Source organism: Propioniciclava sp. (assembly GCF_029977985.1).
Taxonomy (GTDB): domain Bacteria; phylum Actinomycetota; class Actinomycetes; order Propionibacteriales; family Propionibacteriaceae; genus Propioniciclava.
Genome location: NZ_JARKOT010000025.1, coordinates 1 through 23,744 on the forward strand (window position 1 = coordinate 1; position 23,744 = coordinate 23,744).

Annotated in this window: 24 protein-coding genes; 22 read left to right on the plus strand and 2 right to left on the minus strand. The window is 71.1% G+C overall.

What is annotated here, in order from left to right; translation table 11 throughout:
• Positions 1-246: 246 nt before the first annotated feature.
• The 10 genes from Q1K57_RS02060 (at position 247) to Q1K57_RS02105 (ending at position 12,003) form a co-directional block, all read left to right on the plus strand.
• Positions 247-1,179: a hypothetical protein gene (locus tag Q1K57_RS02060; RefSeq protein WP_300078461.1), complete on the plus strand. Its 933-nt coding sequence runs from the start codon at positions 247-249 to the stop codon at positions 1,177-1,179.
• A gap of 150 nt (positions 1,180-1,329) precedes the next feature.
• The gene (locus tag Q1K57_RS02065) at positions 1,330-2,313 is read left to right on the plus strand and encodes a metal ABC transporter substrate-binding protein (RefSeq protein WP_300078463.1); all 984 of its coding nucleotides are present in this window, start codon (positions 1,330-1,332) and stop codon (positions 2,311-2,313) included.
• Positions 2,314-2,324: 11 nt separating this feature from the next.
• Positions 2,325-3,179 carry a metal ABC transporter permease gene (locus Q1K57_RS02070; RefSeq protein WP_300078465.1) on the plus strand — a complete coding sequence of 285 codons (855 nt, stop codon included), beginning with the start codon at positions 2,325-2,327 and terminating at the stop codon, positions 3,177-3,179.
• Complete coding sequence (locus tag Q1K57_RS02075; protein WP_300078467.1) at positions 3,176-3,991, plus strand: metal ABC transporter ATP-binding protein; 816 nt, start codon at positions 3,176-3,178, stop codon at positions 3,989-3,991. The genes Q1K57_RS02070 and Q1K57_RS02075 overlap by 4 nt, the downstream gene beginning before the upstream one ends.
• A 110-nt stretch (positions 3,992-4,101) precedes the next feature.
• The gene (locus tag Q1K57_RS02080) at positions 4,102-5,049 is read left to right on the plus strand and encodes a hypothetical protein (RefSeq protein WP_300078469.1); all 948 of its coding nucleotides are present in this window, start codon (positions 4,102-4,104) and stop codon (positions 5,047-5,049) included.
• A gap of 9 nt (positions 5,050-5,058) precedes the next feature.
• Positions 5,059-6,267, plus strand: coding sequence for a histidine kinase (locus Q1K57_RS02085; RefSeq protein ID WP_300078472.1), 1,209 nt, complete (start codon positions 5,059-5,061; stop codon positions 6,265-6,267).
• Positions 6,264-6,944, plus strand: coding sequence for a response regulator transcription factor (locus tag Q1K57_RS02090; RefSeq protein ID WP_300078474.1), 681 nt, complete (start codon positions 6,264-6,266; stop codon positions 6,942-6,944). The genes Q1K57_RS02085 and Q1K57_RS02090 overlap by 4 nt, the downstream gene beginning before the upstream one ends.
• Before the next feature lie 83 nt (positions 6,945-7,027).
• Positions 7,028-8,002: a ribonuclease HI family protein gene (locus Q1K57_RS02095; RefSeq protein ID WP_300078476.1), complete on the plus strand. Its 975-nt coding sequence runs from the start codon at positions 7,028-7,030 to the stop codon at positions 8,000-8,002.
• Between the two features lie 93 nt (positions 8,003-8,095).
• Positions 8,096-9,367 (plus strand): citrate synthase, encoded by a 1,272-nt coding sequence (locus Q1K57_RS02100; protein ID WP_300078478.1) that lies wholly within the window; start codon positions 8,096-8,098, stop codon positions 9,365-9,367.
• 425 nt (positions 9,368-9,792) lie between these two features.
• On the plus strand, positions 9,793-12,003 hold the full coding sequence (locus tag Q1K57_RS02105) for an NADP-dependent isocitrate dehydrogenase (protein ID WP_300078482.1): 2,211 nt from the start codon (positions 9,793-9,795) through the stop codon (positions 12,001-12,003).
• A gap of 4 nt (positions 12,004-12,007) precedes the next feature.
• Here Q1K57_RS02105 and Q1K57_RS02110 read toward each other — a convergent pair whose 3' ends face one another.
• Positions 12,008-13,195 (minus strand): M20 family metallopeptidase, encoded by a 1,188-nt coding sequence (locus Q1K57_RS02110; RefSeq protein ID WP_300078485.1) that lies wholly within the window; start codon positions 13,193-13,195, stop codon positions 12,008-12,010.
• A 48-nt stretch (positions 13,196-13,243) separates the two neighbouring features.
• On the opposite strand from Q1K57_RS02110, the gene Q1K57_RS02115 reads away from it, so the two are divergent.
• From Q1K57_RS02115 to Q1K57_RS02170, 12 genes are all read left to right on the plus strand, one after another.
• On the plus strand, positions 13,244-13,552 hold the full coding sequence (locus Q1K57_RS02115) for a DUF1905 domain-containing protein (protein WP_300078487.1): 309 nt from the start codon (positions 13,244-13,246) through the stop codon (positions 13,550-13,552).
• Positions 13,549-13,908, plus strand: a complete 360-nt coding sequence (locus tag Q1K57_RS02120; protein ID WP_300078489.1) for a hypothetical protein — start codon at positions 13,549-13,551, stop codon at positions 13,906-13,908. The genes Q1K57_RS02115 and Q1K57_RS02120 overlap by 4 nt, the downstream gene beginning before the upstream one ends.
• A gap of 10 nt (positions 13,909-13,918) precedes the next feature.
• On the plus strand, positions 13,919-14,851 hold the full coding sequence (locus Q1K57_RS02125; RefSeq protein WP_300078491.1) for a patatin family protein: 933 nt from the start codon (positions 13,919-13,921) through the stop codon (positions 14,849-14,851).
• Positions 14,852-14,969: 118 nt separating this feature from the next.
• Positions 14,970-16,388, plus strand: coding sequence for an alanine/glycine:cation symporter family protein (locus Q1K57_RS02130; protein ID WP_300078494.1), 1,419 nt, complete (start codon positions 14,970-14,972; stop codon positions 16,386-16,388).
• An 85-nt stretch (positions 16,389-16,473) separates the two neighbouring features.
• Positions 16,474-17,097: a cation transporter gene (locus tag Q1K57_RS02135; protein ID WP_300078496.1), complete on the plus strand. Its 624-nt coding sequence runs from the start codon at positions 16,474-16,476 to the stop codon at positions 17,095-17,097.
• 82 nt (positions 17,098-17,179) lie between these two features.
• Positions 17,180-18,001, plus strand: a complete 822-nt coding sequence (locus Q1K57_RS02140; protein ID WP_300078498.1) for an ATP-binding cassette domain-containing protein — start codon at positions 17,180-17,182, stop codon at positions 17,999-18,001.
• Complete coding sequence (locus tag Q1K57_RS02145; RefSeq protein ID WP_300078500.1) at positions 17,998-18,684, plus strand: ABC transporter permease subunit; 687 nt, start codon at positions 17,998-18,000, stop codon at positions 18,682-18,684. The genes Q1K57_RS02140 and Q1K57_RS02145 overlap by 4 nt, the downstream gene beginning before the upstream one ends.
• On the plus strand, positions 18,681-19,349 hold the full coding sequence (locus Q1K57_RS02150; protein ID WP_300078502.1) for an ABC transporter permease subunit: 669 nt from the start codon (positions 18,681-18,683) through the stop codon (positions 19,347-19,349). Before Q1K57_RS02145 ends, Q1K57_RS02150 begins: the two co-directional genes overlap by 4 nt.
• A 22-nt stretch (positions 19,350-19,371) precedes the next feature.
• Positions 19,372-20,322, plus strand: coding sequence for a glycine betaine ABC transporter substrate-binding protein (locus Q1K57_RS02155; RefSeq protein WP_300078505.1), 951 nt, complete (start codon positions 19,372-19,374; stop codon positions 20,320-20,322).
• A complete protein-coding gene (locus Q1K57_RS02160; protein WP_300078507.1) occupies positions 20,319-20,672 on the plus strand; it encodes a helix-turn-helix domain-containing protein in 354 nt (117 codons plus the stop codon). Before Q1K57_RS02155 ends, Q1K57_RS02160 begins: the two co-directional genes overlap by 4 nt.
• Positions 20,669-21,517 carry an SDR family oxidoreductase gene (locus Q1K57_RS02165; protein WP_300078509.1) on the plus strand — a complete coding sequence of 283 codons (849 nt, stop codon included), beginning with the start codon at positions 20,669-20,671 and terminating at the stop codon, positions 21,515-21,517. The genes Q1K57_RS02160 and Q1K57_RS02165 overlap by 4 nt, the downstream gene beginning before the upstream one ends.
• A complete protein-coding gene (locus Q1K57_RS02170; protein ID WP_300078512.1) occupies positions 21,514-22,473 on the plus strand; it encodes an NADPH:quinone reductase in 960 nt (319 codons plus the stop codon). The genes Q1K57_RS02165 and Q1K57_RS02170 overlap by 4 nt, the downstream gene beginning before the upstream one ends.
• Before the next feature lie 5 nt (positions 22,474-22,478).
• On the opposite strand, the gene Q1K57_RS02175 is transcribed toward Q1K57_RS02170, so the two are convergent.
• Positions 22,479-23,735: a cytochrome P450 gene (locus tag Q1K57_RS02175; protein WP_300078515.1), complete on the minus strand. Its 1,257-nt coding sequence runs from the start codon at positions 23,733-23,735 to the stop codon at positions 22,479-22,481.
• Positions 23,736-23,744: the final 9 nt, after the last annotated feature.

The window sequence follows — 23,744 nt, forward strand, 5'->3', positions numbered from 1 at the left end:
CCGGGCACGACCACGTCGACGACCACGGCGCAGCCGCAGGCCCAGGAAGAGGTCACCACCACGACCACCACCGTCGAGGTGACCACCACGACCACCACGGCAGCCGCCACGACCGAGGCTGCCCCGGCCGAGGCTGCCCCGGCCGAGACCACCGGCGCGGACGCCTGATCCTGATCACGACGAAGCCCGCGAGGAGCAGCCCTCGCGGGCTTCGTCGCATCCATCGCCCGAGAGGCCGCTGATCGCGTGCAGTTCCTGATCCCGGTGCCGGACCACGACTACTACCTGTGGCAACTCCTCGTCCAGGCGGCGCACTTGCGCGAACTCGGCTACGAGGAGGACGCCCACTACCTCGTCGTCTACTTCAACGACACGCCTTCGGATCGACTGCGGAGGCTGTTCGAGTCCGACGAGCTGCGGTGCTACCTGCACGCCTACCCCGACACCCGCACGGACAAGGGCTACAGCGCCTCGATGAAGCCCTGGCTGCTCAGCCGGTACTTCGACCAGTTCCCCGAGATGGGTCGCGAGGTCCACAACTATCTCGACCCCGACGTGATGTTCACCCACCCCATGGACTTCTCCCCCTACTCCGCCCACGACGGCCGCTGGTACGGGTCGAGCACGCGCAGCTACACGGGCGCCGACTACATCCGCTCCAAGGGAGAGCAGTTGTTCCTCGACCTGTGCCGGATCGCCGACGCCGACCCGGATGCGGTCCTGGCGCACGACCACAACTCGATCGGCGCCCAGTACTTCATCAAGGACACCGACGCCGCGTTCTGGGAGCACGTCGAACGCACGTCCGTCGCCGCCTACCACCACATGCGAAGCACGCAGGACCAGTACCACCCCGAGGGTCACGAGTACCCGATCCAGGCGTGGTGCGCGGAGATGTACATGACGCAGTACGCCAGGGTCGGAGCCGGCATCACCCCGATCGCCGATCCGGCGCTGGACTTCCACTGGGCCAATCACGCGGCCAGCGAGTGGGACCACAAGGCGTACTTCCACAACGCCGGGCAGACCGCCGAGGACGGCGTCCATTTCTGCAAGATCACCTGGCAGAGGTCGCCGTTCTTCAAGGACATCCGGGTGTCGCCCGAGTCGGCCTCCAGCAGGTACGTGGACCTGATCCGTCGCACCGAAGAGACGTTCCCGACGTTGGTATGGGAGTGACGCGAGCCCGAGGGTGGGGCGGGCGATCTGATCTGACCGGGGTCGATCGAGGTTAAGCGTCTCACTCACACGATTCACCGCCATCGACCCCGGTGAGATCAGACTCATCCCCGTTTGAGAACGATTCTCAATACCTGGTAGACTCCTCGCATGCGAGTTCGAGCCCTCCTCACCGTGCCCGTGCTGGCCGCGTTGGCGGCCTGCGGCACCCCGGCCGCGGCGCCGGCGTCCGGACAGAGCGATCCCGTCGCCATCGCGACGACGACCCAGCTGGGCTCGATCCTCGGCGACATCACCGACTGCGCCGGCACCAGTTCAGCCACGCTCATGGGTCCCGGCGACGACCCGCACGAGTTCTCGGTCTCCTCGGCCCAGGTGGCGCAACTCGTCCGGACGAAGCTGGTCGTCGCGAGCGGCCTCGGCCTCGAACAGGGCCTGGAGTCCGCACTCGGAAACGCGGCCGCCGACGGTGCCACGATCTACGAGGTCGCTCCCGACCTCGACCCACTCGCCTACGCCGACATCGAAGCCGCCCAGGCGGCCCAGCACGCCGGCCACACGCACGCGACGGGGTCCGAGGAGCACTCCGACGAGCACGACCACGGCACCTACGATCCGCACGTCCACATGGACGTCGGCCGCATGGCCACGGCCGCCGAGAAGATCGGCGCACGGCTGGCGGCCGAGACCGGCGACGACCGCTACACCAGCTGCGGCGCCGAGGTCGCCGGCGAACTGCGCGCCACGGACGCCGAAGTGCGCCAGATCCTCAGCGCCATCCCCACCGAGAAGCGCATCCTCATCACCGACCACGAGGCCTACAACTACTTCGCTGACGCCTACGGGTTCGAGATCGCCGGCGTCGTCATCCCGGGCGGCAGCACCGACGCCCAGCCGAACTCGGCCGACCTGGCCGGGCTGGTCGAAGTCATCCGGGAGGACGGGGTCAGCGTCGTCTTCAGCAACAACACGGTCAACCCGCGCCTTGTGGACGCCCTCGCAGCCGAGGCGGGCACCGACGTGCAGGTGGTCCAGTTGTACGAAGGCTCGGTCGGCGAACCCGGCACGGACGCCGCCACCTACGCCGGCATGATGCTTGCGGACGCCCGCCTCGTGGCGGACGCCCTCGCGTAACCTTCACGCTCGTGGACTGGTGGATCGAACCGTTCCTGCTGGGCTTCCAGCAGCGTGCACTGGTGGGCGGGCTCATCGCCGCCGTCATGTGCTCGGTCGTCGGCGTGTGGCTGGTGCTGCGCGGGATGAGTTTCTTCGGGGACGCCTTCGTGCACGGCGTCCTGCCGGGCATCGCCGCGGCCGTCATCTTCGGGTTCAACCCGTACCTCGGCGCCGCCGTGGCGGCGCTGCTCATGGTGGGCGGCATCGAGCTCATCCACCGCCAGACCGCCCTCAAGGAGGACACCGCCATCGGTTTGCTGTTCGTCGGCATGATGGCGCTGGGCGTCGCCATCATCAGCTCGTCGAACGCCTACACAGGGAGCCTCACGGCCATCCTCTTCGGGGACATCTTCGGCGTCTCCGAAGCGACGATCACCACGATGGCTGTCCTCGGCTCCGTCGTGGTGGTGGCGGCGATCGTGCTGTTCCGTCCGCTCCTCGCCCTCAGCTTCTCCCCCGCCAAGGCGCAGGCGCTCGGCATGGCTCCCCGGTTCACCCACGCCGCCCTGCTCGTCCTCATCGCCACCGCCGTCATCGCCAGTTTCCAGGCCGTCGGCACGCTGCTGGTCTTCGGCCTGCTCGTGGGGCCGCCGGCGTCCGCCGCGCTCGTGAGCCGGACCGTGCCGCGCATGTTCGCGTGGTCGGTGGGGTTCGGCGCACTCTCGGTCTGGCTCGGGCTGCTGCTGTCCTATCGCCTGGGCACCGCCGGCGCCGCGACGACCGCCCTGGTCGCCGTCGCCCTGTTCTTCGCCCTCCTCGCCGGCACCCGCGCGGTGGCCCGCCTGCGGCGTCCGCGGGCCCTCGCCGAGGGGGTCGCCGCGTGACGGGTTTACTCGCCGAGGCGTCCGGCCTGAGCCTGGGGTACGGCAACCAGGTGGCCGTCACGGCATCCAGCTTCACCATTCCGCACCGGGCGGTGACGGCCATCATCGGGCCCAACGGGTCGGGCAAGTCGACCGTGCTCAGCGCCCTCGCCGGCGTGCTCGAGCCCCTCGCGGGGACACTGAGCGTGCTCGGCGTCTCGCCACGCGTGCGCCCACCTCGGGTGAGCTACGTGATGCAGTCACAGGCGTTCCCGGCCGGCACCCCCATCACGGTGCGGGAGGCCGTCGGCATGGGGCTCTACCCCAGGCTCGGCTGGTTCGGACGCCCCTCCGCCGATGATCGCGCCCGCGTTGCCCGTGCCATGGACCGGCTGGGCGTCACCGAACTGGCCGGGCGCCACCTCGACGAACTCTCCGGCGGGCAACGGCAGCGGGTGTACGTGGCGCAGGGCATCACCCAGGCCCATGAAGCCCTGCTCCTGGACGAGCCCCTGACCGGGCTCGACATCACCTCGGCCAGGGTGATCGACGAGATCATCCACTCCGAACGCGAACGCGGGCACGCGGTCGTCCTCACCACCCACGATCTCGACGAGGCGCGCGCCGCCGACTGGGTCGTGCTCATGAACGGACGATGCGTCGCCTCCGGGCCGCCCGCGTCGGTGCTGACCACCGCCAATCTCACGGACGCCTACGGTCTCGGCTCCCTGCACGACCATGCCGCGTCCGCCGACGTGGTGGACGATCCGCATGCTGCTCACGATGCGGGCCCCCACGCCCACGACCATTCCCGCTACCAGCACCCGCACTGACCCACCGTGGGCCGGAGCGCCCCTCTACGACGACCTGTCGTGGACGCCGGGGGATTCTGTCCGAGCCCAGGTCTAGGGTGACGGGGAGCCCAGCAGGAAAGGTCGCAACGATGGAGTCGTCCGCACCCCGCACCACACTCACCGTGTTCCGCATCGCCGCCGCCTGCACCATCGCAGCCGTCGCGCTCGGCTCGGTGGTGTGCGCCACCGAGTCGGGCTTCGAGTGCGGCAACTGGCCCGGCTGCCAGACCGGCGCTCTCCTGCCCGACAACGGGCTGAGTGCGGCGCTCTACCGCAATCCGTGGATCGAGATGATCCACCGCACGTCGGCGATCCTCGCCGGGCCGTTCGCGCTGGCGTCCGCCGTGCTCTCCCTGCGGCTGCGCAACGTGCCGTCGGCTGTGAAGATCCTGCCGTGGATCACGGTCCTCGGCGCCATCGTCGCCGGCTACGTGGGCCGCGGAATCGTCTTGGGCGTCACCTTCCCTGCCTGGGTGTCTGCGGCCGACCTCGGCTCGGCGGTCGTCGCCATGGCCGCGATCGTGACCGCGACCGTGCTGCTCGAGCGGCCGCGGCGACCAGCGGCGTCCGGCCGGGTCGCGGGGTGGTCGTGGCTCGGCTTCGGCTCGGCGCTCGCGATGCACCTGACCAGCCTCTACGCCGCCGGTGCCGGCTCGTACACGCGCTGCATGAGCTGGCCGGTCGCGACGATCCTGCAGGCGGACACGGGCACTCCCGTCGGGCTGCACGCGGTCCGGTTCGGTCTGGCGGCGGTGGCCGGCGCCGCGGTGGTGGTCGCCGTCCTCACGGCCAGGCGCCACCCCGAGCTGCGTCCGACCGCAACGGCCGTCGGGGTCGCGTTCGCCCTGGTGCTGGCGTTCATCGGTGCGATTCGGATCAGCGGCGACACCGACCTCGGCCTCTGGTTCTCGCTGGCCAGCGTCGGGCTGCTCGTCGGGCTGGTGCTGCTCGGCGCCCGGGCGGCCTCCGCGGTCGGTCCCGTGGGCGGAGCCGGTTCCCGGCCACGGGCTGACGTCGCGGGAGTCGCAACTCCCTAGGCTGGCCCCGTGACGAGTTTCGACCCCGTGCGCTGGTGGACCACCCAGCGTCTCGCGGCCGACATCGTCCTCGCCGGGCTGCTCGCCATCTTCGTCGTGCCCGCCACCATGATCGCGATCGGCTCCGCCGGTTGGGGGCTGCTCGGTGGGCTGCTCTACTGCGCGCCGCTCGCGCTGCGACGCACGCGTCCGGACGCCGCCGCCCTTCTCCTCGTCGTGCCCCACGTGGCGCAACTCGCGCTGCTGGACACGCCGCTGCCCGGGAACATCGCCGTGCCCGTCATGGTTTTCTCGTTGGCCTCCTGGGCCCAACCCCGCACCCGGCCGTGGTGGCTGGGGGTCTCGCTGGCCTCAGCGGCGGCCGCCGCCCTGGACTGGAGCCAGCCACAGGGCAACCGATACGAGGTGGGGGCCCTCGCGTTCTTCCTCCTCGCGTCGATCGTGGCCGCCTGCTGGTCGCTCGGGGCGCTCGCGCGGAGCGCCCGGGCCTCCCGGGAGACAGCGCGCGAGCGCAGCGTCGCGATCGAACAGCAGCGAGAACAGCAGACGATGCTGGCGGCGTCCGAGGAACGTCAACAGATCGGCCGCGAGATGCACGACGTGGTCGCGCACTCGCTCGCCGTCATCGTGGTGCAGGCCGACGGAGGCGCCTACGCGGCGTCCATGGAGGGCGACCCCACCGTGCGGCTCGCCACCGCCGAGCGGGCCCTGCGCACGATCCGCGACACGGCCCACGAGGCCCTCGCCGAAACGCGCCGGCTCGTCGGCGTCCTGCGCAGCGATGCGGGTGACGCGGGCGACGAGCGCACCCCGGCCGCCGGGTTGGGCGACGTGTTCGACCTCGTCACGGGCTTGTCCGACGCAGGGCGCTACGTGCAGATGCAGGTGACGGGCGATCCACGGCTGCGGGGCCTGCTCGGCCCGGGGATCGAACTGGCCGCCTACCGCATCATTCAAGAGGCGCTGACCAACACGGTCAAGCACGCCGGACCCGAGGCGCGGACGCTCGTCACCATCGACCACGCGCCCGACTGGCTGACCGTCGGTGTCCGCGACGACGGACAGGGCGTCACCACCACCGACGGCCTGGGCCACGGGCTCATCGGCATGCGCGAGCGCGTCGCCGCGTTCGGCGGGACGCTCAGCACCGGCAACCTTCCCCACGGCGGGTTCGCTGTCGTGGCCAGATTCCCGACCAACCCACGGAGGAACCCATGAACGAACCGATCCGCCTCGTGCTCGCCGACGACCAGGAGCTCGTGCGGCTGGGCTTCCGGATGGTTCTCGACGCGCAGGAGGACATGACCGTCGTCGCCGAGGTCGGCAACGGGCGGGACGCCGTCGCCCGCGCCCTGTCGCCCGGCGGCTGCGACGTGGTGCTCATGGACATCCGCATGCCGATCATGGACGGTGTCGAGGCCACCCGGCGCATCGTCGACGCCGGCGTGGACACGAAGGTGCTGGTCTTGACCACCTTCGACCTCGACGAGTACGTGTACGCCGCGCTGCAGGCAGGGGCGTCGGGGTTCTTGCTGAAGGACGCCGGACCGGCCGAACTGCTCGCCGGCATCCGGGCGGTACACGGCGGGGAAGCCGTCGTGGCGCCCACCGCGACGCGGCGCCTGCTGGAGCGGTTCGTGCCGACGCTGCCCGTCGCCGGCGAGGCGGCCAGCCGGGCGCAGGACCGGCTCAGCATTCTGACCGAGCGAGAGACCGAGGTGCTCACCGCGATCGCGCAGGGCAAGACGAACACCGAGATCGCCAAGGAGCTGTGGCTGGCCGAGGCCACGGTGAAGACCCACGTGGGTCACCTGTTGGCGAAGCTCAACGCCCGCGACCGCGTCCAGTTGGTCGTCCTCGCCTACGACGCGGGTCTCGTCCGCCCGAACCCCTGACCGCCGGTACTCGACGCGGCAACCCTGACCGCCGGTCCCCGACGCACCGACCCGGGGCTCTCGGCGTCCGGCAGAATGGGCCGGTGATCATCGCCGCCGCGGACGGATCGTCCCTCTCCAACCCCGGACCGACCGGCTGGGCCTGGTTCGTCGACGGGGACCGCTGGCGCGCCGGCGGGTGGAAACACGGCACCAACAACATGGGCGAACTCATGGCCGTCCTCGACCTGCTCGAGCAGACCGCCGACGCCGGCGACGACCTGCTCGTTTACTGCGACTCGCAATACGTCATCAACGCGGTCACCCGATGGCTGCCCGGCTGGAAGCGCAAGGGCTGGAAGAAGGCCGACGGCAAGCCCGTCCTCAACGTCGAACTCCTCCAGGGCATCGACGCCGCCCTCGCAGGCCGGCGCGTCACGTTCGAATGGGTCAAGGGTCACGCCGGGCACGAACTCAACGAAGCCGCCGATGCGCGTGCCCGCGCTGCGGCCACCGCCTTCCAGAGGGGCCTCCCCGTCGACGAGGGACCCGGCTTCGGCCCGGACGCCGCCGGTGCGGGCACGCGGGACGTGCGTCCCGGCGTGGTCCCCGAGCCGGACCTGCTGGACGTGGCCCTCGACTCGGCGAGCTCGGCCGACGCAGCGGACCCGACGGGTTCGGCGAGGCAGCCGGACTCGACAGGCTCGGCAGGCTCGAACCAGAAGATCTCGGCCGGAGAGGACGCCGAGCATGCGGTCGTCGCCCTCCAACGGGCGCTGCTCACCGACGAGGTACGGCGGGACCGGGACGCGTACGCCGCGCACCTGCACCCGCGGTTCGTCGAACACGACGCGAAGGGTCGCATCTCCGGGAAGGGCCGATTCCTGGCCACGCTTGCTCCCCTGCCCGACCCGACCCGGCTGGAGGTGGAGGGTGTGGACGAACTCGCCCCCTGGATCGTCCACGTGCGCTGGCGGGCTCGCAGCGCGGCGACCGTGACGCTGCGCTCGTCGATCTGGGTCAAGCACGACGACACGTGGCGCCTGCGGTTCGAACAGGCCACGCCCACGGCCCGTTGACCCTCCCCCATCACAGGTGCCCGAGGTCTTGCGCGGGGCGACGGCTGCTGGACACCCACCCACGGCGTCCGGCCCGACCCTAGGGTGAACCCCATGTCGGACACCCTCAGCATCTCCGCCGGGGCGGACAGCGCCGAGCTGCCCATCACCGAAGGGTCCATCAGGGCCACTGATCTGCGCGCCATCCAGACGCCCGAAGGACCCCTCGCGTCCTTCGATCCGGGATTCGTGAACACGGCGTCCTGCCACAGTTCGATCACCTACATCGACGGCGATGCGGGCATCCTCGAATACCGGGGCTACCCGATCGAGCAGTTGGCCGAGAACGCGACCCACCTGGAGGTCGCCTACCTGCTCCTCAAGGGCGAACTGCCGACCGCGGACCAGCTGGCCGAATGGGACAAGCTCGTCAACACCCACCGGTTTGTCCACGAGAACGTGGGCCGGTTCATCCAGGCGTACCGCCACGACGCCCACCCGATGGCCAAGATGATGGCGGCCGTGGCGTCCATGCAGACGTTCTATCCGAGTTCGCGCCGCCTCGACGATCCGGGCGCCCGCGACATGAACATCGTCCGCCTCATCGCGAAGATCCCCACAATGGCGGCCTGGTCGTACCGGCATTCGATCGGCCGGCACTTCGTCTACCCCAACGACGAGCTGGGCTACGTCGACAACTTCCTCGCCATGCTGTTCCAGAGCCAGCAGCGGGTCTACCGCGCCGATCCGCGGGTTTCGCGTGCGATGGAGGTCCTGTTCATCCTGCACGCCGACCACGAGCAGAACTGCTCCACGAACGCGGTCCGGTCGGTGGCATCGGCGGGCAACGACGTCTACACCTCCGCCGGCGCCGGGATCGGCGCCCTGTTCGGCCCGCTGCACGGCGGGGCGAACGAGGCGGTGCTGAAGATGCTCCGCGAGATCGGCTCCAAGGATCGGATTCCCGAGTTCATCGACGGCGTGAAGAGCGGCAAGGCCCGCCTGATGGGCTTCGGCCACCGCGTCTACAAGAACTACGATCCGCGGGCCAAGGTGATCAAGAAGTCCACGGAGGAGGTCTTCGAGGTGACCGGGGTCAACCCGCTGCTCGAGATCGCCGTCGAGCTGGAGAAGATCGCGCTCAACGACGAGTACTTCGTCCGGCGTCGGCTCTACCCGAACGTCGACTTCTACTCGGGCCTCATCTACGAGGCGTTGCGGTTCCCGCCGGAGATGTTCACCGTGCTTTTCGCCGTGCCGCGCACGGCCGGCTGGTGCGCCCAGTGGCTGGAAGGGGTCACCGACCCCGAGCAGAAGATCATGCGCCCGAAACAGCTCTACACCGGCCACCGCGACCGCTCTTACGTGCCGCTCGGCCAACGGTGACTGCGCGGTTTTCCACAGCCCTGTGGGTACAGAATGTGGACAGATCCCGACTCCCCTGTGGACGCCGCAACGCCCCTGTGGACGACACGCCCAACCCCTTGCGGGGTGCTTGACCTGACCACTAGAAAAGGTCATGTACCGCCCCGAGGAAGGGGTGGTGACGGGTGAAGGAACCAGCGTCCGTAGGCGGTCTGCAGACCGACCACCGTGGCCGGGTGACGTGGTCATGGGGAACGCCCCGGTGCTCACCCCGGCTGGAATCGTCACGCCATCTCCAGCCAATCACGCTGCGGGCCCCCGTCGATGACCGACGGGGGCCCCACGCGTCCCACCCCGGGGGCACGGGTCGCTAGGCTGGCCCGCGACGCACCCCGTGCCGGCCACGGCGCAGGCACGAGCGACCCGACCGAGAGGAACCCATCGCGATGGCCAAGATCATCTACACCTGGACCGACGAGGCGCCCTTCCTGGCCACCTACTCGTTCCTGCCCGTGATCCAGGCCTTCACCTCCAGCGCAGGAGTCGAGGTCGACACGCGCGACATCTCGCTCGCCGGCCGCATTCTGGCCGCGTTCGCCGATCGCCTCCCCGCCGGCCAACAGGTTTCCGACGACCTCGCCGAGCTCGGCGAGCTGGCGTTGACCCCTGAGGCCAACATCATCAAACTGCCGAACATCTCGGCGTCCGTGCCCCAGCTGAACGCGGCCATCGCCGAGTTGCAGGCCCTCGGCTACGACCTGCCCGACTACGAGAGCGCCTCCCCCGAGGAGAAGGCCCGCTACGACGCCGTCAAGGGCTCGGCCGTCAACCCGGTGCTCCGCGAGGGCAACTCCGACCGCCGCGCGCCCGCCGCCGTCAAGAACTACGCCCGTAGCCATCCGCACTCCATGGGCGCCTGGAGCGCCGACAGCCGCACCGAGGTCGCCACCATGGGCGTCGACGACTTCCGCAGCAACGAGCAGTCCGTCGTCATGCCCGCCGCGGACACCCTCACCATTCAGCACGTGGACGCCGCCGGTGCGGTCACTCCGCTGAAGGAAGGCCTCGGGGTGCTCGCCGGCGAGGTCGTGGACGCCACGGTCATGCGGGCGGCGTCCCTCGACACCTTCCTCGCCGCCCAGGTGGCACGGGCCAAGGATCTCGGCGTCCTGTTCTCGGTGCACCTGAAGGCGACGATGATGAAGGTGTCCGACCCCATCATCTTCGGCCACGTCGTGCGCGCCTTCTTCCCGCAGACGTTCGCCAACCACGGAGCCGCGCTGGCGGAGGCGGGCCTGTCGCCCAACAACGGTCTCGGCGCGATCCTCGCCGGGCTCGACGCGCTGCCGAACGGCGCCGACATCAAGGCTTCCTTCGACACCGAACGGGCGAACGGCCCGGCGCTGGCCATGGTCAACTCCGACAAGGGCATCACGAACCTGCACGTGCCCTCCGACGTGATCGTAGACGCCTCGATGCCGGCCATGATCCGCACGTCGGGGCACATGTGGGGCCCGGACGGGCAGGAGGCCGACACGCTCGCCGTCATTCCCGACTCGAGCTACGCCGGCGTCTACCAGGCAGTCATCGACGACTGCAAGGCCAACGGCGCCTATGACCCGGCCACCATGGGGTCGGTGCCGAACGTGGGCCTCATGGCGCAGAAGGCCGAGGAGTACGGAAGCCACGACAAGACGTTCGAGATCTCCGCCGAGGGCAAGGTGCAGGTCGTGAACGCTGCCGGCGACGTTCTCATGGAGCACGAGGTCGCCGCCGGCGACATCTGGCGCGCCTGCCAGACCAAGGACGCCCCCATCCGTGACTGGGTGAAGCTCGCCGTCACGCGCGCCCGGGTGTCGAACACGCCCGCCGTGTTCTGGCTCGACCCGAGCCGCGCCCACGACCGCAACCTCATCGAGCTCGTCCGGACGTACCTCGACGAGCACGACACCGACGGGCTGTCGATCGAGATCATGAGCCCCGTCGAGGCGACGAAGTTCTCCGTCGAACGCATCCGCCGCGGCGAGGACACCATTTCGGTCACCGGCAACGTGCTGCGCGACTACAACACCGACCTGTTCCCCATCCTCGAACTGGGCACGAGCGCCAAGATGCTCTCCGTCGTCCCGCTCATGAACGGTGGCGGCCTCTTCGAGACCGGCGCCGGCGGATCGGCGCCCAAACACGTCCAGCAGCTCGTCGCCGAGAACTACTTGCGCTGGGACTCCCTCGGTGAGTTCCTCGCCCTCGCCGAGAGCCTGGAACACCTCGCCCGCACCTCCGGCAACGCGCGCGCATCCGTGCTCGCCCATGCGCTGGACGCCGCCACCGGCACCCTGCTCAACGAAGGGAAGTCGCCGGCGCGCAAGGTCGGCCAGATCGACAACCGCGGCTCACACGCATGGCTCGCGATCTACTGGGCGCAGGAGTTGGCCGCCCAGACCGAGGACGCCGAACTCGCCGAGATCTTCGGCCCGGTGGCAGCCGAGCTGGCCGAGAAGGCCGACCAGATCGACGCCGAGCTGATCGGCGTCCAGGGCTCGCCGGTCGACATCGGCGGCTACTACAAGCCGGACGCCGCCAAGACCTCGGCGGTCATGCGGCCGTCCGAGACCCTGAACGGCATCGTCGCCCGGCTCGCCGCTCCGGGGCGCTGAACTCTCAGCCTCGCTCGAGACGCCGCCAGGCGAGTTCGGCGAGGAGGGCGGCCTGATCGGGCAGGACGCCGTCGTCGAACACAACCAGCGGCGAGTGGTTCCACGGGGCGGTCTGCCAGTCGCGGTCGCGCGGCGTGCAACCGAGGAAGACGAACGCACCCGGCACCTCGGCCAGGACGAAGCTGAAGTCCTCCGAACCCATGAGGGGATCGGTCATGGCCAGGTAGCGGTCGGCGCCGAAGAGGTCGGCGACGGTGTCCGCCACGAAGGCGGCCTCGGCGTCGTCGTTGACCGTGACCGGGTAGTGGCTCTCGAATCTGACGTCGGCGGTGCAGCCGTGAGCGGCGGCGATGCCCTCGCCGAGGCGCCTGGTCTCCGACACGAGGGTGTCGATGGCGTCCTGCGACAGGGTGCGAACGGTGGCGCTGAGCGACGCCTTCGGCGGGATCACGTTGACCGCCGTTCCCGCCTGGAGAACGGTCACCGTGAGAACGACCGGGTCGAACACCGAGAACCGGCGCGTCACCATGGCCTGGAGGGCGGTTCCGATCTCCAGCAGGGCGGGCACCGGGTCCAGCGACGTCTGGGGCTGGGAGCCGTGCCCGCCGCGTCCGTGCACCGTCACGTGAAGCTCGTTGGCGCTCGCCATGAGCGGGCCCGGCTTGCCCTGGAACACGCCGTCGGGGCCCGTGGCCACGTGGACCCCGTAGGCTGCGACGACCCGGTCGCCGGCAGCGTCCAGGACACCCTCCTCGATCATGAGTTGCGCGCCGCCCTGACCCTCTTCGCCGGGCTGGAACATGAACACGACCGTGCCCGGCAGGTCGTCGCGGCGGGCGGCGAGGAGGCGGGCGGCACCGACGAGTCCCGCGACGTGGAGGTCGTGGCCGCACGCATGCATGTTGCCGTTGGTGGCGGCGAAGGGCTCGCCCGATTCCTCCACCACCGGCAGCGCGTCCAGATCGCCGCGCAGCAGGACCGCCGGGCCGGGACGGCCGCCTCGCAACACGGCGACGACCGAGCTGCACGCCTCGCCGGTGGTGACCTCCAGGCCGAGACCGTCGAGGGCGGCCAATATGCGCGCCTGCGTTCGCGGGCACTCGAGCCCCGTCTCCGGGATCTGGTGCAGTTCGCGGCGCAGGGCGACGATCTCGGCGGCGATCCCGGCAGCCTCGGCGGTGAAGAGCGACATGTCTCCACCCTAACCGTGTCCTCTCACGCCGCCCGTAAGCTGTCGGTCATGGCTGGGCCGGCTTTCTCGTTCACCGCGCCGCTGTTCCGGTGGGAGCAACGGCCCGCGTTCCGCATGGTCACGGTGCCCCGAGACCTCGCCGATCACCTGCACCTCGCCGGCGGGCCGCCGCGTGGGTTCGGCTCGATCCGTGTGGACGCCCGCATCGGCGCGACCGTCTGGCGCACGCCGATCTTCCCGATCGGCGACGGGGCGTTCGTGCTGCCGGTGAAACGGTCGGTCCGCACGACGGAACGCCTCGCCGGCGGCGACCTCGTGTCGGTCGACCTCTGGCCCGTCGACGGCCCCGACGCATGAGGCTCCTCGTCATCGACGCCGCCAACGTCGTCGGCTCCGTGCCCGACGGCTGGTGGCGCGACCGGCCGGGTGCCGCCCGGCGGCTCGTCGAGCAGTTGGACGCCACCGCCCTCGGTCACGACGAGGTGCTCGTGGTCCTCGAGGGGCAGGCACGCGCGGCCATGCCCGAAGGGGCGGCGTGCGGGATCCGGGTCGTCCACGCTCCCGCCTCCGGCGACGACACCATCGCGGCGCAGTGTGCCGCGGCGGCGGCGTCCGGCCACACGGTCACGCTCGCGACGGCCGACCGAGGGCTCATCGCACGCGTGGCCGGCCACGGGGTGACGGTCGTCGGGCCCCGCACGGTGCGAGACTAGGCTGCTGAGGGTGAGTACTGCCCCCTCCGCCGACGAACCGCTCCGAGCCAACGTCTCCGACGGCGCCCTCATCTTCGAGGGCGGCGCCATGCGCGCCGCCTACACGGCGGGCGTCGTGGTGAAACTCATCGAGCACGGCATCGTCTTCCCCTTCGTCGCGGGCATCTCGGCCGGCGCCACGAACACGCTCAACTACGTCAGCTCGGACGCGTGGCGGGCGCGGGCGTCCTTCATCGACCTGGCGTCCGACCCCAACTTCGGCAACTGGCGCACCTTCGTGCAGGGCAAGGGTCTGTTCCACTCCGACTACATCTACCGCCAGACCTCCGGCCCCGACGGCCTGTTGCCCTTCGACATGGACGCCTTCACCCGCCACCCCGCCGAGGTCGCGCTGCAGGCGCTGCGCTGCTCCGACGGCGCCACCGTCACGTGGCACCGCGCCGACATGCCGACGCTCGACGCGATCCTGCCGCGCGTGCAGGCATCGTCGACGATGCCGGTCGTCATGCCGCCCGTCGAACTCGACGGCGAGTTCTACGTCGACGGCGCCCTCGGCATGTCCGGCGGCATCGCCCTGGACGCCGCTCGTGCGGCAGGCTACTCGAAGTTCTTCGTGGTGCTCACCCAGGAGCGGGAATTCACGAAGAAGCCGCTGCCTGCACCGTGGTTCTACCGGCGCCACTTCCGCCGCTGGCCAGCCGTCGCGGACGCCCTCCTCACCCGCTGGATGCGCTACAACGCGACCCGCGAGGAGCTGTTCGCGCTCGAGGCGTCCGGCGACGCCTACCTGTTCATCCCCGAGACCATGCCGGTGGGCAACGGCGAGCGCGACGTCGCGAAGTTGACGCAGGCCCACGCCCTCGGCCTGGCGCAGGCCGAACACGAGGTACCCGCGTGGCGGGACTTTCTGGGCCTCGCCGGAGAGGGATCCGCCAACGAGTGAGGCGGCTCATTCTCGGATCCGGGTGTGAGTTCAAGCCCGGATCCGAGAATGAAACGGACGCCGCGCGTGCCGGTGGACGGCCCGGCCCCACCCCGGGGCCGGTCGTTAGGGTTTCGGGGTGGATGCCTTCTTCGCCGCCCTCAACGACTTCAACGGCACCGTCTACCTGTACGGGCTCGTCGGGCTCCTCATCGCGGTCGGCCTCTGGCTGACCCTCGCAACCCGCGGCGTCCAGGTGCGGCAGTTCGGGGCGATGGTGCGATCCCTGACGCGATCGCGGACGGGCGCCGACGGGGGCATCTCATCGTTCCAGGCGTTCGCCATCGGCATGGCGACCCGGATCGGGATCGGCAACATCACCGGCGTCGCGCTCGCGTTGATCCTCGGCGGGCCGGGCGCCGTTTTCTGGATGTGGATCGTCGCCGCGGTCGGCATGGCCACGGGGTTCGCCGAGGCGACGCTGGCGCAGCTGTTCAAGGAACCCGCCGGCGACGGCACCTACCGGGGCGGGCCGGCCTACTACGTGAGCGTCGGGCTGCGGTCGCGCCTGTGGGGCGGGCTGTTCGCCGTGCTGCTGGTGTTCGCGATGGCCGTGGCGATGCCGATGGTCCAGTCCAACACCATCGCCGTGGCACTCGCGGACGCCGAGGGCGTCCCCACGACGGTGGCCGCGGTCGTGCTGGCCGGTCTCACCGCCGTGGTGGTGTTCGGCGGGGTGCGCGGCGTGGCGAGGGCGGCGGAGTTGATCACACCCGCCATGGCGTTCGGATACCTGCTCATCGCCGTCGCCGTCGTGGCCACGAACCTGCCGAGCGTGCCCGGGTTCCTCGCCGACATCGTCGCGGGCGCCTTCGGGCTGCGGGAGGGGCTCGCGGGCGTGGGCGGCGGCGTCACGGCGGCGCTGCTCAACGGCGCCCAGCGCGGCCTCTTCAGCAACGAGGCGGGCATGGGAACCGCACCCAACGGTGCGGCCACGGCCACGGTGGACCATCCGGTGCAGCAGGGGCTGGTCCAGTCGCTCGGCGTCTTCATCGACACGGTGCTCATCTGCACGTCGACGGCCTTCATCATCCTGTCGACGGGCAGCGCGGTCTACACCCCGGGGGTCACGGCCCGCGAGCAGGCGGCGTCCCTCACGACCACGGCGGTGACGCATCAGCTGGGGGCCTGGGCGACTTGGCCGATGCTGGTGATGGTCTTCTTCTTCGGCTTCAGTTCTATTCTGGGCGCGTACGCGTATGCCCAGGTCAATCTCGCGTTCCTGCGCTGCCCGGATTGGTCGCGGCACCTGCTCGCCGGCGTCACCGTGGCCACCACCGGCATCGGCGCCGTGCTGGCGCTGCCCCACGTGTGGATCCTCATGGACACCGCCATGGCCCTCATCACCGTCGTCAACCTGGCCGGGCTGGTCGCCCTCACCGGCTGGGTGCGTGCGGCCCTGCGTGACTACGAGGCCCAAGCCGGACGCCCCCCGTCGCTCAGCGCGGACGCCATGCCGGACGCCGCTGCCCTGTCGGCCTGGGGTCCTCGGCGGTGAAGTCCGGGGCTCTCCGCGGCGAAGGTCGGCGTTCTCGGCGGACACCGCTGGGGCCCTCGGCGGAGAAGGTCGCTAGGGTGCGGGCATGACCGGCACCACCGACCGGCCGCGCGCCCTGCAGCGGGCCGTGCTGATCGTCGCCCTGCTCAACCTGGCCTACTTCTTCGTCGAGGTGGGCGTCGCGGTCGGGATCGGGTCGGTGTCGCTGCTCGCCGACTCGGTCGACTTCCTCGAGGACACGGCCGTCAATCTGCTCATCTTCGTCGCCCTCGGCTTCACCCTGCGGTGGCGCGCGGTGATGGGCAAGGTGATGGCGGTCATCATCTGCGTGCCCGCGCTCGCCGCCGCCGTGGGGGTGTTCGCCAAGGCCCTCGCCCCCGAGCCGCCCGACCCGGTGCAACTCGCCATCACCGCAGGCGGCGCCATGGTGGTCAACCTCGGGTGCGCCCTCATCCTCGCCCGGTTCCGGCACGCGGGCGGGTCGATGTCGACAGCAGCGTTCCTGGCCGCCCGCAACGATGTGCTGGTCAACGCAGCGATCATCGCGATGGGCGCGCTGACGTGGTTCACCCGCAGCGGCTGGCCCGACATCGTGCTCGGCGCGATCATCGTCGTCCTCAACGTGTCGGCGGCCAAGGAAGTGTGGGAGGTGGCCGAGGAGGAGAACCTGGCCGCCAAGGCGCTCGCGGGCGACCTGGACGACGACTGATCCACCCACCTAACCACGGGATTGACACCGACGCTGACCAGCGTGGTAACTTCCGGTTACCTAACGCTCTGGAGAGGCCCCCGTGATCGAGCTGACCGGCGTCACCAAGCAGTACCCCGACGGCACCGTCGCGGTCGAGGAATTCTCGGCCCAGTTCCCGCCTCACCGGACCACCGTCCTGCTCGGCTCGTCGGGCTGCGGCAAGACCACCATCCTGCGCATGGTCAACCGCATGGTCGACGCCACCCGCGGCACCATCACCATCGACGGGGAGGACATCGCCCGCCGCGACGTCGTCGCCTTGCGTCGGAGCATCGGCTACGTCATGCAGAATGCGGGGCTCCTCCCCCACCGGCGCGTCATCGACAACATCGCCACCGTGCCGCTCCTCAACAAGGTGCCCAAGCCCGAGGCGCACGCACGCGCCGAAGCGCTGATGGACCTCGTGGGCCTCGACCGCTCCCTCGCCCGCCGTTACCCGCACCAGCTGTCGGGCGGTCAGCAGCAGCGTGTCGGCGTCGCCCGCGGGCTCGCCGCAGATCCGAACATCCTCCTCATGGACGAGCCGTTCGGCGCCGTCGACCCCCTCGTCCGGCGCGACCTCCAGGCCGAACTGCTCCGCATCCAGTCCACCCTCGGCAAGACCATCGTCTTCGTCACCCACGACGTCGACGAAGCCTTCACCCTCGGGGACCAGATCATCATCCTCGCCGACCGCGGCCGGATCGCCCAGCGGGGCACCGCCGCCGAGATCCTCGCCCACCCCGCCAACGACTTCGTGGCCGGGTTCGTCGGCCTCAACCGGGGCGACCGCACCCTCCACCCCGCACCCGACGGCAGCGGCGTCCTGACCGACGCACACGGCCGGGCCGTCGGCGTCCTCGCACCCGGGAGCACCCCGTGAGGTGGATTCTGGCCAACCTCGACGTCATCGGTGGCCACCTCGCCCATCACCTCCTGCTGGCGGTGCCGCCGATCGTGGCCAGCTTCCTGCTCGCCCTCCCGATCGGTTGGCTCGCGACACGGCTGGGCTGGCTCCGGACGCCGTTGCTGACCGCAGCAGGTCTGCTGTACGCGATCCCGTCGCTGCCGCTGTTCGTCGTGTTGCCGCTGGTGCTGGGCACAGGCATTCGCGACCCGTTCAACATCATCGTCGCGCTCACGCTCTACGGGCTCGCGCTCATGGTGCCGGCCACCGCGGACGCCCTCGCCTCCATCGACCCGCGGGTCGTCGACGCAGCGGACGCCCTCGGACACGGCCGGGTGCGCCGCTTCCTCACCGTGGAACTGCCCGTCGCCGGTCCGACGCTCCTCGCCGGCCTGCGGGTGGTTGCGGTGAGCACCGTGTCGCTCGTCACCGTGGGGGCCGTGCTCGGCGTCCCAAGCCTCGGCTCCCTGTTCACCGACGGGTTCCAGCGCGGCATCCTCGCCGCCATCGGCACGGGCATCGTCACCACGGTCGGGCTCGCGCTGGTCATCGACGGGCTGCTCGTCCTGCTCGGCCGGGCCGTCCTGCCCTGGACGCGTCCCGCCTCCGGACGCCGCCGGCGTCCGGTCGAGCCCGAGGCGAAGGTGGGGGCGGCATGACGTTCCTCCTGCAAGCCCTCGCGTGGATCACCGACCCTGCCCATCAAGGCGGGCCGAACGGCATCTGGGCACGCCTCGGCGAGCACCTCGCCTACTCGGCGATCGGCGTCCTCCTCGCGTGCATCCTTGCGGTGCCCGTGGGCGCCTGGGTCGGCCACACGGGGAGGGGCCGCGGGCTGGCAGTCGGCCTGTCCTCGGCCGCCCGTGCGCTGCCGACGCTCGGCCTGGTGACCCTGCTCGGCATCGGCCTGGGCATCGGTCTCGTGGGTCCGATGATCGCGTTCGTCGCCCTCGCAGTGCCGTCCATCCTGGCCGGGACCTACGCCGGCATCGGCGCGGCCGACCGCACCGCCGTCGACGGCGCCCGCGCCAGCGGGATGACCGAGTGGCAGGTGCTCACCCGGGTCGAACTGGCGCTGGGCCTGCCGCTGCTGCTGGGCGGCGTCCGCTCGGCGTTCCTGCAGGTGGTCGCGACCGCCACCCTCGCCGCCTATGTGGGCGCCGGCGGGCTGGGCCGCTACCTGTTCCTCGGCCTGCGCACCCGCGACTACCCCCAGATGCTCGCCGCCTCCCTGCTCGTCGTGGCGCTCGCGCTCGTCGCCGACCTCGCGTTCGCCGCCCTCCAGCGCCTGGCCACACCGGCCGGGCTTCGCACCGCCCGCTGATCCCCACCGAAAGGAACGCATCATGTCACCAGCCCTCAGCCGCCGTCGCTTCGTCGCCCTCACCGCGCTCAGCGGCGTCGGCCTCCTGGCCGCATGCACCCAGTCCAGCCCTCTCGACGGGGGTTCCACCGCCGCTCCGGCCGGAACGCCGGCCGGCTCCACGACGGCCGCCGCTACAGGCACCCTCGTGGTCGGCTCGCAGGCCTACTACTCCAACGAGATCATCGCCGAGATCTACGCCCAGGCCCTCGAGGACGCCGGCTACACCGTCGACCGGCAGTTCCAGATCGGCCAGCGCGAGGTGTACATCCCCGAACTCGAGTCGGGCAAGCTCGACATCCTGCCCGAGTACGGCGGCAACCTGCTCCAGTACTACGACGCCCAAGCCGAGGTGACGGACACGGCGTCCATCGTGGCCGCGCTCGGCAAGGCGCTGCCCGCCAACCTGCGCGTCCTGACGCCCGCCGACGCGTCCGACCAGGACTCCTACACCGTCACGCGCGACTTCGCCGACGAACACCAGCTGACCTCCATCGAAGATCTGGCCGGCATCGCCGGCCTCCGCATCGCCGCCAACAGCGAGTTCCAGAAGCGGCCCTACGGGCCCGAGGGCGTCAAGGCGATCTACGGGGTCGACGTGACGCTCGTGTCGGTCGAGGACTCCGGCGGCCCCCTGACCCTCGGCGCCCTCAAGGACGGCACCGTCCAGATCGCCGACCTCTACACCGCCGATCCGGCCATCGCCACGAACGATCTCGTCGTTCTGGAGGACCCGAAGAGCATGATCCTGCCGCAGAACGTCCTGCCGCTCGTGTCGAACCGCGTGGACGCCGCCGCGGAGGCCGTCCTCGACGCGGTCAACGCGAAGCTGACCTCGAGCGAACTGCAGGCGCTCAACGCCCAGAGCGTGGGCGAGCAACTGCGGCCCGACCAGATCGCCTCGGAGTGGCTGGCGGCACAGGGGTTGGTGTGAACCCCGCCTTCGACCCGTTCAACCGGCTCTGCCCGTCGCGCACGGTGCTCGACACGATCGCCGACCGGTGGGCCGTGCTCACCCTCGTCGCGCTCGGCGAGGGGCGAGCACGGTTCGGCGCGCTCCGCGAGCGCGTGGACGGGATCAGCCCCAAGATGCTCACCGCCACCCTGCGGGCCCTCGAGGCCGACGGGCTGGCCGCGCGCATCCCGGTCGCCGGCGGCGTCCGCCACGTCGACTACGAACTCACCGCCCTCGGGCGCTCGGCCGTCCCCGCCGCCGACGCACTCGTGACGTGGGCGCGCGGCCACACCGCCGCCGTCCTCGACGCCCGCAAGGAGATCTCATGACCACGCCCATCGCTGTCACCGGCGCCACCGGCCACCTCGGCGGCCAGATCGCCCGGCTGCTGTCCGCGGCCGGCGTCCCGCTGCGACTCGTCGTCCGCAACCCGGCACGCGCCCCCGAACTGCCCGACGCCGAGGTCGCGCGGGCCACCTACGCCGACGCCGACGCCGTGCGCGCCGCGCTGGCCGGCGTGGATGTGGCCTTCATGGTGTCGGCCGGAGAGTCGGCGACGCGGCGGGAGGATCACCTCACATTCGTCGACGCCGCCGCGCGAGCCGGCGTGAAGCACCTCGTGTACACGTCCTTCGCCGCCGCCGCGCCCGACGCGGTGTTCACGCTCGGTCGCGACCACTTCCACACCGAGGAGGCGATCAAGGCATCGGGCATGACCTACACCCTGCTGCGGGACAACTTCTACGCCGACGTGCTGCCCCTGTTCGCCGACGCCCACGGCGTGGTGCGTGGACCCGCGGGCGACGGGCGGTGTGCGTTCGTCGCCCGCACCGACGTGGGCGAGGTGGCGGCGTCCGTGCTGCGCGAGCCTGCGGCACACGCCGACGCGACCTACACGCTGACCGGGCCGGAGTCGCTCACGTTCGCCGAGGCGCTGGCGATCCTCAGCCATGTCACCGGCCGGCCCTACCGGTTCGAGAACGAAACGGTCGAGGCGGCCTACGGCAGACGCCGCGCCGACTGGCCCGGAGAACCCGACTGGCAGTACGAGGCGTGGGTGTCGACCTACACCGCCGTCGCCTCGGGCGCACTGGCCGAGGTGAGCGACGACATCCCCGCGCTGCTCGGGCGCCGCGCCACGTCGCTGGCCACCCTCGCGGAGACCCTCCGATGAGGGCCGCCCGCTATACGCGCGGCGGCGTCGCGGCCGACGTGCTGACGGTGGGCGAGGAACCCCGCCCCGAGCCCGGCCCCGGCGAGGTCCGCGTGCGGCTCGCGTTCTCGGGGGTCAACCCAGGCGACACGAAGAAGCGTGCGGACTGGCAGGGCCTCGGCCTGCCGTTCCCCCTGGTCATCCCGCACTCCGACGGGTCCGGAGTGGTGGACGCCGTCGGCGACGGCGTCGCGCCCAGCCGGCTGGGCCAGCAGGTCTGGGTGTGGGGCGCCCAGAGCTACCGGGCGTTCGGCACGGCCGCGGAGTACGTGTGCGTCCCTGACGCCCTGGCCCCCGAACTGCCCGACGGCGCGACGCTGGAGGTGGGTGCGTGCCTCGGCATCCCCGGCATCACCGCGCACCGGTGCGTGTTCGCCGACGGGCCCGTCGCGGGCAAGACGGTGCTCGTGCAGGGCGTGCTGGGCGGGGTCGGCCGGCTCGCCGCGCTCCTCGCGCGCCAGGGCGGGGCTGCGGTGATCGGGACCGTGCGGAAGGACGCCGATGTCGCGGCGGCGGCTGAGGTGGCCGACCACGTGGTCGTGCTGGGCGCCGGGGCTGAAGCCGCGGTGCGGGCGATCGCGCCGGACGGCGTCGACCGGATCGTCGAGGTCGCCTTCGGCGACAACATCGCGTTCGACTCCGACGTGGTGGCCCTCGACGGCGTGCTCGCGGCCTATGCGACCCGCCAGGCCGAACCGGCCCTGCCTTTCTGGCCGCTGCTGTTCGCGAACGTGACGATCCGGCTGGTCGGCAGCGACGACCTCAGCGTCGAGGCCCGGGCCGACGCGGTGCGCGACTTGTCCGCGCTGGCCGTCGGGCTGGCGGTGCCGCACGTCGTCCTCCCCCTCGACCGGGTCGCCGAGGCCCACGACCGGGTGGACGCCGGCTCCCGCGAACGGGTGCTGCTCTCGGTCTGAGGCCTTCAGGCGCGGACGGGCAACTCCGCCCGGCCGTGCAGGACCATGCCGTCCCCCAGCACCTCACGACCCGCGCGGCGCAGGTGCGGGAAGCGGCGGGCGAGAGCGGCCAGGGCGAGACGCGCCTCCAGCTCGGCGAGCGGCCGGCCCACGCAGTGATGGATGCCCGTGCCGAACGCGAGATGGTCGCGCGGGTTGGGCCGGTCGAGATCGAACTCGGCCGGCCGGGCGAACACCTCTGGGTCGCGGTTCGCGGCCGCCAGCAGCACGATGACCGGCGTGCCTGCCGGCAGGCGCCGGCCGGACAGGTCGAGGTCGCGCGTCGGCGTCCGGCCGGTCAGCTGGACCGGCGGGTCGAACCGCAGGGTCTCGTCGATGGCGCGCTCGGCGAGGTCGGGGTCGTCGGTGAGGCGCTTCCACAGGTCCGGGCGATCCATGAGGCAGGCGACGGCATTGCCGATGAGGTTGACGGTGGTCTCGAAGCCGGCCACCAGCAGCAGTCGGGCCAGGGCGGTGAGTTCGGTGCGGGTGAGTGTGCCGGCGTCCTCGGCCCGGACCAGCTGACTGATGACGTCGTCGCCGGGCTCGCGGCGCCGCACCTCGATGAGTTCGGCGAAGAGCGACCCCAGGCCTGCATCGGCTTCGGCGACCTCCCGGAAGTGGGCCAGCGACGCCACTCCGTCGAGCGCCCGGCCGATCGCGTCGCCGTACCGGTTGAGGGCGGCCACATGGGCGTCGGGGATGCCCAGCAGGGCCGTGATCATGATCACCGGCAGGGGTTTCGCGTAGGCGGCCATGAGGTCGACCGGCCCTTCGGCCAGGCGGCCGGCGAGGTCGTCGGCGAGCCGGTCGACGGCGGTGGCGATCCGCTCCTGCTGAACCAGCATCCGCCGCGCGGTGAAGGCGGGCGCGACGAGGGCGCGCAGGCGGGTGTGATCGGGCGGGTCGAGTTCGAGCAACGACAGGTCCAGCACCCCCTCCGACGGGTTGCCGGTGTGGACGCTCACGTCGCGGCTGCGGAGGACGCCGTCGGCGACCGGATGGCTCACGACCGACAGCAACCCCGTCGACGACCGCACGATCGGTCCCTCCGCGCGCAGCCGCTCATAGATCCGGTAGCGATCGCGGCGCCCGGCTTCGGTGAACAGGCGCATCAGCGGGTCGCGGCGCACGCCGGCATGCCAGGCGGTGTACCCCTTCGCGCTCGCGAGCCGCGCGGCCACCGCTGCGCTCTGCTGGGCGGACAGTGCCGGGGCCGTCATGCTCGCTCC